This window comes from Flavobacterium defluvii, assembly GCF_900129555.1.
GTDB lineage: Bacteria > Bacteroidota > Bacteroidia > Flavobacteriales > Flavobacteriaceae > Flavobacterium > Flavobacterium defluvii.
Genome location: NZ_FQWC01000001.1, coordinates 47,752 through 60,005, shown reverse-complemented (window position 1 = coordinate 60,005; position 12,254 = coordinate 47,752). Strand labels below are relative to the sequence as shown.

General features: G+C 31.3%; 8 protein-coding genes and 1 tRNA gene. 4 read left to right on the top strand and 5 right to left on the bottom strand.

Going from position 1 to position 12,254, the window contains the following annotated elements:
- Positions 1 to 32: 32 nt before the first annotated feature.
- A complete protein-coding gene (locus BUC29_RS00235; protein ID WP_073412283.1) occupies positions 33 to 344 on the top strand; it encodes a hypothetical protein in 312 nt (103 codons plus the stop codon).
- Positions 345 to 446: 102 nt separating this feature from the next.
- On the opposite strand, the gene BUC29_RS00230 is transcribed toward BUC29_RS00235, so the two are convergent.
- From BUC29_RS00230 to BUC29_RS00210, 5 genes are all read right to left on the bottom strand, one after another.
- The gene (locus tag BUC29_RS00230) at positions 447 to 701 is read right to left on the bottom strand and encodes a GIY-YIG nuclease family protein (RefSeq protein ID WP_073412282.1); all 255 of its coding nucleotides are present in this window, start codon (positions 699 to 701) and stop codon (positions 447 to 449) included.
- Between the two features lie 57 nt (positions 702 to 758).
- Positions 759 to 831 (bottom strand) — tRNA-Met (locus tag BUC29_RS00225).
- Positions 832 to 957: 126 nt separating this feature from the next.
- Positions 958 to 1,482: a DUF4269 domain-containing protein gene (locus BUC29_RS00220; protein ID WP_073412280.1), complete on the bottom strand. Its 525-nt coding sequence runs from the start codon at positions 1,480 to 1,482 to the stop codon at positions 958 to 960.
- Positions 1,482 to 2,993 carry an ArnT family glycosyltransferase gene (locus tag BUC29_RS00215; RefSeq protein ID WP_073412278.1) on the bottom strand — a complete coding sequence of 504 codons (1,512 nt, stop codon included), beginning with the start codon at positions 2,991 to 2,993 and terminating at the stop codon, positions 1,482 to 1,484. Before BUC29_RS00215 ends, BUC29_RS00220 begins: the two co-directional genes overlap by 1 nt.
- A 110-nt stretch (positions 2,994 to 3,103) precedes the next feature.
- Positions 3,104 to 3,649, bottom strand: a complete 546-nt coding sequence (locus BUC29_RS00210; RefSeq protein WP_073412276.1) for a DUF4494 domain-containing protein — start codon at positions 3,647 to 3,649, stop codon at positions 3,104 to 3,106.
- 548 nt (positions 3,650 to 4,197) lie between these two features.
- On the opposite strand from BUC29_RS00210, the gene BUC29_RS00205 reads away from it, so the two are divergent.
- The 3 genes from BUC29_RS00205 to BUC29_RS00190 are packed head-to-tail and all read left to right on the top strand — an operon-like array spanning position 4,198 to position 12,252.
- Positions 4,198 to 7,647 carry a hypothetical protein gene (locus tag BUC29_RS00205; RefSeq protein WP_139260363.1) on the top strand — a complete coding sequence of 1,150 codons (3,450 nt, stop codon included), beginning with the start codon at positions 4,198 to 4,200 and terminating at the stop codon, positions 7,645 to 7,647.
- A gap of 7 nt (positions 7,648 to 7,654) precedes the next feature.
- A complete protein-coding gene (locus BUC29_RS21085; RefSeq protein WP_084538566.1) occupies positions 7,655 to 11,773 on the top strand; it encodes a DUF6443 domain-containing protein in 4,119 nt (1,372 codons plus the stop codon).
- Positions 11,770 to 12,252, top strand: coding sequence for a hypothetical protein (locus BUC29_RS00190; RefSeq protein ID WP_073412273.1), 483 nt, complete (start codon positions 11,770 to 11,772; stop codon positions 12,250 to 12,252). The genes BUC29_RS21085 and BUC29_RS00190 overlap by 4 nt, the downstream gene beginning before the upstream one ends.
- Positions 12,253 to 12,254 lie beyond the last annotated feature (2 nt).

The following is a 12,254-nucleotide window of genomic DNA, read 5'->3' as shown; positions in this document are numbered from 1 at the left end:
GCTAAAAAGTAAAGTCTAATTTAAAATATATCATGGGAATTAATAAAATCACAACATTAGAAGACGTTAAAAAAATTGCGTCAAACTATTTAAATAGTCAAAAAGCAATAACAAAAAAAACGAATTTCCATAATACTGAAATCAAAGTAATCAACTATTACGAGCTGGGCTGTATTATTACCAATATGCTCAAATTATGTATTCTATCACTGGATCAGGAAACAAATAAAAATTCATCAATTAATCTAAGTTTGATTTTAGAAACAGTTCTTCAATTATTTCCATCTGATGAATTAGAGTTTCTGGATAAAATAAATGAATTGATCACTGTAGAATTTGAATAGCCTTATAAACAAAAAAAAGCCTCAGATTTCTCTGAAGCTTTACTTAGTAGCGGGAACAGGACTCGAACCTGTGTCCGCCGCGGCGGATATGAACTCGCCGAGCTATAATTTAGAAATGAGATTTTTGATAAATTCTCTTCCAACTCCTGTTTTTAAATATTTCTCTCTCTTCATTGCTTCAGATTTTGATTTAAAGAATTCTACATAAACAACTTCCCAAGGTCGAAATTTTAAAGTATATCCCTTTGTTTCAAGAAAGTTATGTGATTTAAATCTTTCGATTAAATTAGAAGTAAAACCTGTATAAGTTTTATTGAATTTTTCAGAGTAAAGAATATAAACTACAAATTCATCCATATCGTAAAGTGTTATAAACAAAAAAACACCAGCTTTTTCAAGTGGTGTTTTTCTTAGTAGCGGGAACAGGACTCGAACCTGTGACCTTCGGGTTATGAGCCCGACGAGCTGCCTACTGCTCTATCCCGCGATGTTTCGGGTGCAAAGATAAGCACTAAATACGGTTATCCAAAGAAATTAACGAAATATTTTTATTAAGTTATTGTTTGTTGTAAGGTTTTGATTTTAAGTAGAATGTGTTTTTTATTCTGTTGAATTAAATCTTATAATTCAATAATTCTAAATACGGATCGATTTTTAAACCTAATAATTTGCCAAAAGCTGGTTCGGTTTTGTAACCATTTTGTTTGAGTTTTATAATTTCTAAACGGAAGTTTTCGCCTTTTGACTCCAGGATTTTGTGTTCAATAATCATGTGTTTGTATCCGTTTTGAATTTTAGTTGGAATATTCTGGCCAAAGATCTCTATTTCAAAATCATCAATTTTAAAGTTAGTAACAACAGATTCATGCTGATTAATTATAACTTCTCGAATTTGGAATTCAGCTTTGTTTTCAAATAAAGAAGAAATTCTTGAAACAAATTCAACTTTATTTTTCCAATAACAAATAATATCAAGATCACTGTTTTTGATATCAATGTTAATCGGAACTGTGCCGACCAAAATCGGATCAAATTCAGAAAGAGTTTCTAAAACCTTATTTTGAGTTAAAGTTTCATAAGCCCGAATTTGCTTTGGATTTCCAGTTTTTAAATATTCAATATTGGTAAAATCGATCATTAATCTTCGTAATTTTTTTCTTCTTTGATTTCTTGTTCAAGCCTTTTATTGATGTTGACTTTGGCTTTGGTAAAAACAAAAATTGTCGTTCCGAATTCGCGGGCGTATTTATTTGTGATTCCGTCTACTTTAAAAGCTGATTGAAAAAACGGACTTGTTTCTTTAAATTCATTGCTCTTTTCTTCAAATTCCTTCACCCGAATTAAGTTTGTATAATACAGATTTAGGTTAAGCCAATTCACGTAATCGGCATTAAAAGAAACAGCTTTGATTCCTTTTTTTGTATAATAATTTATAGCTCCGGCCTGACCGTAATTGTCACAAAGCACTAAAGTGTTTTCAGATTTTGGAAATAAAGCATAAACCGAATCTGTTTTTCTGGCAAGTTCTCTCCAGCCCAGCATATCCGCAAAATCCTGTGATAAATCATGTTCTTTTCCGTCTTCCCAACGATGGGTTTCCAGTTTTTCTGCCACTATTTTTTCTGGACTTTTATTTGGAAACGCTAAGAAATACATCGGAATAAAAAATAATAATGGAAGTGCAATAAAAACAGGTTTTAAAAAACGTTTCCATCCATTTTGCAAAACATCTGAAAGAAAAACGGAACCAAAAGCAATGTAAATTGGGTATAAGCCAATAGCATAATAATCTTTTGCCTTGAAATACATAAATACAAGTATTGTAAAAACTATCGAAGCAAAAAAGAACTTATATTTTTCGAATGGTTTATAAAAAAGTAAAGCATAAAAAGACGAAAGAATAACGAAGAATGCACCAATAAAAAATAAAATCTGCTCTTTTAGGAAATCGGCACGATTTACGTTTATCAATTGTGTTTCGGCGAGTTCTTTCATATGATGTACAATCGGAAAATGATTATTGTACTGCCATAATAAATTGGGTAAGATCAATAATAATCCTAAAATTAAAGAGAAGTATAATTTTTTCTCTGTGAATATTTTTCTTTGTTTAGAAAGTATAAGTGCTGGTAAAAGTCCAATTAGCAGAAAAAGTATATTGTATTTATTTAAAAATCCGAAAGCAAAAACGACAGCTCCAATATAAAGCCATTTTGGTTTTTCGGTAGTTACATATTGAACGAGAATATAATAAAATGTTGTCCAGCACAAAACATCAAATGAATTTGGCTGATACAGCATGTTGATTCTTAATAATGCTGAAAATACAATGCAAAGCGCGCTTAAAATTGAAGCATAAAGATTTCCTTTTAAAAGTTCAACTGTTTTCCATACAACTAAAAGCGTCAAAGTACCAAAAAGAGCAGGGAAGAACTTTACCCAAAAAACAGAATTTCCAAGTAATAATATGATATAAGAAAACCAGGAAGTTACTGGAGGAACAGATAAATAACCCCAGGCCAAATGATTTGCCTGATCGAGATGTAAGTATTCATCGCGCTGCAAATCATATTCGGGACTTATTAAAGCATATTGCAGGACAAATTTTAAAATGATAAACCCAATTAAAATAAGTGTTTTTTTATTCATGGAGTTTTTGGTTTGGTTGTAAATGGTTTTGTATAACGAAGATAGGATTTTATTTTTGATGTTATTTGCAAATAAAAAAGCTCCAGATTTCTCTGAAGCTTCGTTTAATTTTATTCCTCTACGGTTTCAAATTCCATGTGATCAATGATTTCTTCATCAGCTTTTACAGGTTTTGAAGCTTTAAGAGCATTGAATCTTTCGAGCATTTCTGTTTCTTCCTCTTCACCGCTGAAATAAGGAAAAACATCCATAATTGGCGATTCTGAAATGGCTGGAATTGAATATTCGCCCATTGTGTTTTTCATTACATGAATTGTATTGTCAAATGCTTCTCTAACATCATTTGCCTGAACCAGCATATACATGTTTGATTTTCTTTCTTTTCCGCTTTCTTCATCATAAGCAATCAAGGAAACTTTAGATTTAAACCAGCGGTCAGCATTTTCAAACGGATGAATTTCAGCATAATTGGCCACTTTTATATTTGTGATTTTAAATTCTTCACTAATATAAGCCGCCATTTCTTCATTAATTCTTTTTTCAGCTTCTGTATATGAAATTGCATCTACCAGATAAGGCTCTGTTAAAACTTTTTGGCCTCCGGTTTCATCTGTTTTTCTATATTTTACTTTGCATTCGTACCAAATTGCGCTCATTCTTTCTATTTTTTTATAAGGATGCCAAAGATAGATTTTACAGGAAAATAAATGAAGATTTAGTAAAATAGATATTCACAATTTGTACTTTTTTTTGGTAATGAATTGATTAGTTATTAGCTAGTAAATTAAAAAGTGACTTCTAAAAAAATAATTCAACTTTATTTAGATTTTATTTTAGCAAAAGTGCGTATGCTCTAATTACAAAATTAATGAAGACATTTTTCCTCATCATAGAATGTAATAATACGGAAACTCCGTAAAAAATGAATGTGTAATTATATAGATTAGCATGCGGAATAAGATTTGATTTTTTTTAGCCATAATTAATCTGTTTTTTTACATTTTTAGCATTACAAAAACTTATCAAAATTATAATATTGAACTGATTTTCAATTGTTAAAATAAATAAAATTATAACGAGGTTTTGTCTTCTCAAAAAACAAAAAATTAACACTAAAAAATGCATTAATATTGTGTTCAAAATCCACCAAGTACAAGTTTATAATAATTAAGCTAATTATATGACCATTAGAAACCAAAACAAATTGAAATCTATTAGTAATTATTTAATAAAACAAAAAAACAGCGTATTTACGTTGTTTTTTTTGTTATTCGGTTTGAGTACTTTGTATTCGCAAAACATTTCTACTTATTCACCAAAATTAAGTATTCCTTCATCTCCTGAAGCTGCATTATTGGGGCGATTCGGCGATATTCCTGTTGGATACTATACAGGCACGCCAGAAATATCGGTTCCTTTATACTCTGTTAAAGAAGATGGTATTGAGATTCCAATAACTTTAAGTTACCATAGTTCTGGAATTAAAGTAGCCGATGAAGCAACCTGGGTTGGCTTAGGATGGGATTTAAGCCCCGAAGGAACTATATCTATTGAAATACGTGGAGAAGTTGATATTCAAAGAAATCAACAATACACTTGTGCAACAGATGCCGATACAAATACATTTAAAAATAGATTTCTTTATACTGGAGATTATTATTCGTTAAATGAAATTGGAAGATCTATGGCCGCAAGTTCATCACCATGTCTTGAAGATGGAAATCATGGGTATTGGGATCCTTATTGTGCAATGAATGATTTGATAGGAGGTAAAAGACAGCCTGATATCTTCTCATATAATTTTAATGGTCATTCAGGTAGATTTTACATCAATCCAGACACTAATCAAGTTGTAATTCTTGATAACAAAGGGGAGGATGTAACATTTCAGGTAACTTCTACAAGTATTACAGCACGAACAATTGATGGGAATGTATATTACTTTAATGTATTAGAGGATTCTCATGCTAACAATATGTTTGATATATCAGGATATACATTTAAGCTAGGTCAAATTGTACTAGCAAATGGCAAAACAATAAATTACACGTATATAAATGAGCAGACTATAAACTATTTTTATACGGAATCAATTGATTTTCAAGGGCCATCTTCATTGATGGGTCAGACTTCAGTTTTAGAGAAACATTTTTCTTTTATTAATTGTAATAAAAAAACATTAACTAAAATAGTAAGTCCTACGGCAACAATTAATTTTAATTTAGAGGATAGAGATGATATTAATTCTACATCATCTACAAAAATTAAAAGATTGAAATCAATAGACATTGTCTCAACTGTAAGCAATACTAAAATTAAATCTTATAATTTTGGTTATAGTTATTTTGCTAACAATACTACAGGCTATAATGGGAATTCAACTTATGGTGAACTTAATAAAAGATTGAAGCTTGACTCTGTAAAAGAGATTGGTTATAATACGGATACTACACCAGATAATAGTAAGCCAGAATATAAATTTAACTATAATACGAATGTTCTCTTGCCTCAAAAAAATTCATTCGCAGTAGATTTTTGGGGATACTACAATGGACAAAATAATACCACTTACATTCCTAATTTAGATTATTTTCATTATGATCTGGATGAAACTTTTAGTACAGTTCAAAAACCATACTTTAAATTTAGTAATAATTCAGCCAACAGATATACTGATAATGCATATGCTGGAGCCTATATGCTTAACAAAATTACTTATCCAACTGGTGGTTTTACTCAATTTGAATATGAACCTAATTCTTTTTCAAACCAATTTATACCTGAGGTTTATGAAAATACTGCGGCCAATAAAAATATTTATCTTTTAGATAATAATGACGCTGTAAATACTGTTACAAAACAATTTAAATTAACAAGGGAAGTAACAATTGTTTTCTCAAATATAATAGATGCATACAATGTAAATCGTGCGGCATGGACTTATGCAGAAATGTCGGGATGTTATATAGAATTTACTAAAACTAAAACAGTAAGCGGAACGCCAACAACAACTTTAATAAAAAGATGGGATCTGTCTACGGTTTTAAATACAGAGTTTACAAGTAATAACAGAAAACAATGGGATGAAACAATGGTAATTCCTTATGATCCTGATCCAAGTGTAACTTATACAGTAAAAGTATTTATGCCTGATGCTTTAAATTATGCTGAAAATTTATATCATTCTTCATCTGTTAATTCAAGATTTTACTATTATGATGATACTGGCGTTGATACATCCCTCAGTAACCAGGGTGGAATGCGAATTAAATCAATCAAAAATTATTCGGCTTTTGGTGTGGTAACTTCAAATAAGCAATTTAAGTATTATGGAGGGAAATTGCTTAACAAGTTTGAGCCATTAACAATGCTGAGATATAGTAATAAAACCGGAGGAGGAGTATCTAGTGGTAATGCTTATGAGTATATTGGGTTTTATAAAAAAATAGGTTTGTCTTCTGATGATTTTGGAATTGGCGGGGGAAATCCTATTGGTTATGATAAGGTCGAAGAAATAGACATTAAAGATACAGAAGCTAACAATATTGGAAAAAAGACATTTTATTATAACAACACTCCTAATAAAACAAAAACAGGTTTGCCTAGTATCCCAAATCTATTAAATGGATTAATTAGTAAGGAAGAAACTTATAATAATACCGGTACTCTGTTGACAGATAAGACTTATACGTATGATCCTATAAAGCCTGTTGTAAACTTTTTTGGAATAAAACCTGTTTTAAAATCGTTTGGTAGTTATGGAATACCTTGTGGAACTGATTACTATGCCGGAGGTACTATTAGTGCTTATTTTAACGATAGTCCTTTAAACGGGGTTCAATATCAATACGACGTTTATCCACTTACAGCAATTTGGTATATGCCAAGCAGTACCGTTTCTAAACAGTATTTTAATGGCAATGCAGTTACTACGACAGAAACATTGACATACAATAGTCAGGGAAAAACAAGAAAATCTGCAACTATAAATAGTAATGGTGATGAATTGTCGACGACATATTATTATGCCAATGATAATCCAGAACTTTTACCAATTGAAAGCACAATGACTACTGCTCAGATGACTGGTATTCCATTGGTAACAGAAAGCCGTAAAAATACTGAGTTATTAACAAGGCAAAGTACGCAGTATGCAAAAGATGCTACAACTTCAAATTTAATTTTACCTAAATATATTTTTGCAGTAAAAGGAATAAATAGTATAAGCTATCCAGCTCCAGAAAAAAAGGTTACTATAGACAAATATGATGCAAAAGGAAACACGTTGCAATACACTTTGGAGAATGGCACAAGTGTAACTATACTTTGGGGGTATGGAAAGACACTTCCTATTGCGAAAATTGAAAATGCTACTTATTCACAAGTTGCAGCTGCTTTAGGAATAACAACAACAGTTTTGGATGGTTATAATGAGAGTAATTTAGCAGCTATAAATAGTCTTAGGGATAACAGTAGTTTAGTAAATAGTCCAATTAGCACATACACTCATATACCGTTAGTTGGCGTAAGTACTATAACAGATCCAAAATTTGATAAGATCACTTATACTTACGATTCATTTGCAAGGCTGATAAATGTAAAAGACAAAGACAACAATATTTTATCTGAAAATAAATACCAGTACCAAAATTAATTTGAAAATGATGAAAAAATACAATTACTACTTAGTGTTCGTTTTGCTGATGTTTTTTGGTCAAATTCAGGCTGGAATTTATCCTAACTACACACAAAACATTACAGTTCCTAATCTAAACAATGATGGACAAAGTGGTACCGGAGGTGGTACAATATCTATAAATAACGATATATTAACTATTAATCTTTCTGCTGCTTGGAGTAATTTAAGTTACTTAAAAATAGGTACTGTTGCGACTTTGACAATTTCTCCTGCACTTCCTAATATGGAATTGGGACAATTATCATCTGCACCAGGAAACCCATTAGCAAATTTTGCAGCAAAAATTGAAAATAATGCTTTGATTTTTTATTTAAAGAATCCTCCAACACAATGGTATGGATGTTATTTTAGTTTTACTAAGAATCTTGCCTGTTCAGATGCACAGACATGGTATTATGATGAAGATTTGGATGGTTTAGGAGATCCTTCAAATTTTATTGCTGCACAATGTACAAAACCTAATGGGAATTATGTTTTGGATAATACTGATAATTGTCCAACAATTCCAGGTACAAATGCTAATTGCAATAGTTTAATACCTGTTTTATTAAATCGCAATTCGATAAAAAATGTAACTTATAAAACTCCTACTGCCACAAGTATATCAACACCGACTATTCTTCAGGCAAATCAAAATATAACTTATTTTGATGGACTTGGCAGGCCGGTACAAAAAAATGCTTATCAATCTTCAGCAACTGGAAAAGACATTGTTACACCTATTGAATATGATGATTTTGGCAGACAGACAAAAGAATATCTCCCGTTTGCTTCTTCACAAAATAATCTCAGTTATATTGATCCGGCAACATTAATTCCTAATTTAATTTCGCAGTATCAAACTAACTACGGAGCTGCGAATAATAATCCATTTAGTGAAAAACAACTCGAAGCTTCACCTTTAAGTCGTGTATTACAGCAGGCTGCTCCAGGAAATGATTGGGCTCTTGCCAATAACCATACAATTAAAATGGATTATAAGACAAATGTTGACAATGAGGTAAAATTATTTCTGGCATATGCAACATGGAATTCTAGTTTAGGATTGTATGATATATCATTAAATTATGGAACAGGAAATGGATTTTATCCAGCTAATCAGCTTTATAAAACCATAACTTATGATGAAAACACTACAGCATCTCCAACAGAAGCAAACGGATCAACTGTAGAGTTTAAAAACAAAGAGGGACAGTTAATCTTAAAACGTACATATGATGCCGGAGTAAAACATGATACATACTATGTATATGATTCGTATGGTAATCTAACCTATGTTATTCCTCCAAAAGCGGCGGACTTAATTACATCTGTAGCGGCGCAAAATGATGTCACGTCAACTACTGTAGTAAATTCAGGAAGCTCTTTGCAATTGACAGCAACAAATTCAATTAGATTACTGCCGGGTTTTAATGCGGTTGCAGGAAGTACTTTTAGTGCCACAATTGTAAGCAATCAAGGGGTTTTAGATAATTTATGTTATCAATACAAATATGATTATCGAAATCGATTAGTTGAAAAAAAATTACCGGGAAAGCAATGGGAGTTTATTGTTTATGACAAATTGGATAGGTCAGTAGCGACAGGGCCAAGTTTGTCTCCATTTACTGATATCACTTCTGCAGGATGCTCAATAACCAAATATGATGCTTTAAACCGTCCTATAATTACAGCATGGCTGCCTGGAACAGTTACAAGTGCAGATAGAAAAACATTACAGGATACTCAAAATGGATATACTGCCAATTTTAGCGAAACCAAAATTGCTACAGCAACGAATACCACTATCAATGGTGTTTCTTTCAGATATACTACTGCTGCCTGGCCAACTACTGGTTATCATGTCTTGACAGTAAATTATTTTGATGATTATAATTATCCAAATGCACCAACAATTCCTGCTTCTGTTGAAACACAAAATGTATATTATAACACAAAAACAGCAACAACAGAAAAACCTATTGGATTAGCCACAGGAAGCTGGACAAGGATATTAGAAAATAGTACAACTTACAGAAACGAACTTGCTTATACACTTTATGATGCTAAAGCAAGACCTATTCGTACTTACACACAAAATTTCTTAGGAGGTTATACGTATACAGACAGCAAACTTAATCCGTTCTCAGGACAGCTGCAGTATAGCATAACAAGACATAAAAGGTTAAGTACAGATACTGAATTAATGACTAAGGATGCTTTTACATATTCTAATCAGGATCGTTTATTGACTCAGACACATCAAATAAATAGTGGAACAATTGAACTTATTGCAAGTAATACATATGATGAGTTAGGGCAGTTAATTTCTAAAAAAGTTGGAAACACAACAGCTGCTCCAACCCAAAATATTAATTATACTTATAATATTCGTGGCTGGATGACCAATATCAATGATATTAATTCATTAACAAACGGGACAGATCCTAAAGATCAATTTGCGTTTAAAATAAATTATAACACAATATCAAGTGGCATTACAGGAGTAAAAGCATTATATAATGGAAATATTGCGGAAACTTATTGGACAAGTGCCTCAGAAACGACACCAGTTATTCGTTCTTATGGGTATAAATATGATAATTTAAACCGATTAAAAGATGCTGTTTTCCAAAGAGCAGCTACAACAAATAATGCTTATAATGAAAGTTTAACCTACGATAAAAACGGAAGCATTCTGTCTTTAATGCGTAATGGTAATAACGAAACTGTGGTGACACAAATTGACAATTTAGTGTATAGCTATGGAACATCAAACCAAATCAACCAACTTACAAAAGTGGTAGACAATGCACCAACAGCTTCAAAAGTAAATGGCTTTATCGACAGTGCTGCCAATACGGTTGATGATTATAGTTATGATGCCAATGGTAACATGACAAAAGACAATAACAAAAATATAACTGGAATAACATACAATAATCTTAATCTTCCTGCTCAAATAACTTTTGCCACAACAGGAAATATTGTTTATCTTTATAATGCTGCAGGACAAAAAGTACAAAAAATAGTAACTGCTACTTCGCCAGCAAATGTTACCACAACAGATTATTTGGGAGGTTATCAATATGAGAATGCAGCATTGAAATTCTTCCCAACTGCAGAAGGTTATGTAGAACCAATATCAGGATCTTATAAATATGTTTATCAGTATAAAGATCATCTAGGTAACATTCGTTTAAGTTATGATAAAACTCTTGTTATTAAGGAGGAGAATAACTACTACCCTTTTGGTTTAAAACAAAATGGATATAATAATGTTAAAAGTGGTGTTGAGAATAAGTATAAATACAATGGCAAGGAGCTTCAAGACGAGCTGGGGCTTAACTTCTACGACTATGGGGCGAGGAATTATGACCCTGCATTGGGTCGTTGGATGAATTATGACCCATTAGCTGAAAAGTCACGAAGATTTAATCCTTATACTTACGCTCTCAATAATCCTGTTTATTTTATTGACCCAGATGGAATGATGGCAACACCACCTGATGACCATTTTGATACAGCAGGTAATTTTTTATATACTGACACTAGAACAACGAATAATATTGTAATTGATTTGCCTCAAAACAATCCTGCTACTGCTTCAAATTTTGAAGTGAAATTAAGTGATTATACTTTCAATGAATCAAATTATTCATCTTTGTCGAAAATAGCTGGTCATTATGCAAGTGATGCTTCAGTTAACCTTAAAGATGTACATAATGGTAAAATATCGGTTGCAGATGCTGTGTCAGGAGAATCTAAAGGTGGCTTGACTTCATATACCATTGAAAAATACAATGACGGAGTTGGAAGTGTTCCAAATGTTTATGGTAGTGAAACTTTAATGAATACAAAAGGTTCAACTGTAACAGTGAATTTAATAGATGGAAAAGTTGATTCGTTGCTAACTGATAAAAATAACTTTACTGCCACATTAGACCATGAAGGAGGAAAAATTGGTCATTTGCAGAATCCAGATAAGAAGCATACAGCTATTTATACTGATGAATTGAAAAAATATGAAAATAAAATAACACCGAGTTTTGCAGAACATTTAAAAGATATGTTTGATTACTATAAAAAAAGAGGAGAATGAAAAACAAAATAATCTTAATTCCAATAGCAATATTTGCTATTGGAATCTTTCAAAGATGTACAAATAACTCAACAAAAAGTCAAAAGGTAATTTCTCAAGAATTATTATATGATTCAATCAAAAAACAATCAAAATCGTTTGATATTGATTTAACGACGATAGTTGAATTTAAGGATACAGATTCCACAAGCAGTAATTTTAATAATCTTTTTTTAGTCATCGAGAAGGATACTTTTCCTTTAATTCCAGATTTAAAAAATAAAGAATTTATTAAAGAAAGAAATACTTTGAAAATTAAATTTGCAACTGTGGCTAAGTTTACATCGAAAACTTATGAAAATGATTCATTATCTGAGAAGATATTGAAAAGTATAATTATAATTGATAAGTCAAAAATTATAGAAAAAGATAAGCATTTTGTAGTTAAGTCTTTAATTTTAGGTTATCCCGTGAGAGAAAATGGAATAAAATTTGAGTAAAA

Bases quoted from the DNA above. Each gene is read 5' to 3' on its own strand.
- BUC29_RS00235 (WP_073412283.1), top strand. From the start codon at position 33: ATGGGAATTAATAAAATCACAACATTAGAAGACGTTAAAAAAATTGCG.
- BUC29_RS00230 (WP_073412282.1), bottom strand. From the start codon at position 701: ATGGATGAATTTGTAGTTTATATTCTTTACTCTGAAAAATTCAATAAA.
- BUC29_RS00220 (WP_073412280.1), bottom strand. From the start codon at position 1,482: ATGATCGATTTTACCAATATTGAATATTTAAAAACTGGAAATCCAAAG.
- BUC29_RS00215 (WP_073412278.1), bottom strand. From the start codon at position 2,993: ATGAATAAAAAAACACTTATTTTAATTGGGTTTATCATTTTAAAATTT.
- BUC29_RS00210 (WP_073412276.1), bottom strand. From the start codon at position 3,649: ATGAGCGCAATTTGGTACGAATGCAAAGTAAAATATAGAAAAACAGAT.
- BUC29_RS21085 (WP_084538566.1), top strand. From the start codon at position 7,655: ATGATGAAAAAATACAATTACTACTTAGTGTTCGTTTTGCTGATGTTT.
- BUC29_RS00190 (WP_073412273.1), top strand. From the start codon at position 11,770: ATGAAAAACAAAATAATCTTAATTCCAATAGCAATATTTGCTATTGGA.